Here is a 289-nt window from a genome sequence, read left to right as displayed (position 1 = left end):
TCAATGACGGTGCGGTGATTGTGGGTGATGGCAGCGGTGCGGTGACCGAAGACCTGAACGTGGTCAGCGGTAACCTGACCGAGACCGGCAGCCTGACCCTGACCGACGTGGACGGGGCCGACGAGGCCGTGTTCAAACCGGGTGTGGGCGCGCCGAGTGCCAATGCCCTGGGCAGCCTGACCATCGATGCGGCTGGCAAGTGGAGCTATGAGGTTGCCAACGACAAGGTGCAGTACCTGGGCCAGGGCGAGACCAAGGTCGAGACCTTCACCGTACAGAGCCTGGATGG

The 289-nt window shown here is 64.0% G+C and carries 1 protein-coding gene; it reads left to right on the top strand.

Annotated elements, in window-relative coordinates; translation table 11 throughout:
• Nucleotides 1-14 precede the first annotated feature (14 nt).
• On the top strand, nucleotides 15-289 hold a 275-nt coding region (locus tag KW821_RS21480; protein ID WP_371317622.1), incomplete at its 3' end, for a VCBS domain-containing protein.

It is taken from the genome of Aeromonas sp. sif2416 (assembly GCF_019218665.1).
Lineage (GTDB): Bacteria > Pseudomonadota > Gammaproteobacteria > Enterobacterales > Aeromonadaceae > Aeromonas > Aeromonas encheleia.
Note: the sequence above shows the minus strand (reverse complement) of the source record. Positions and strands in the feature narration are given on the sequence as shown.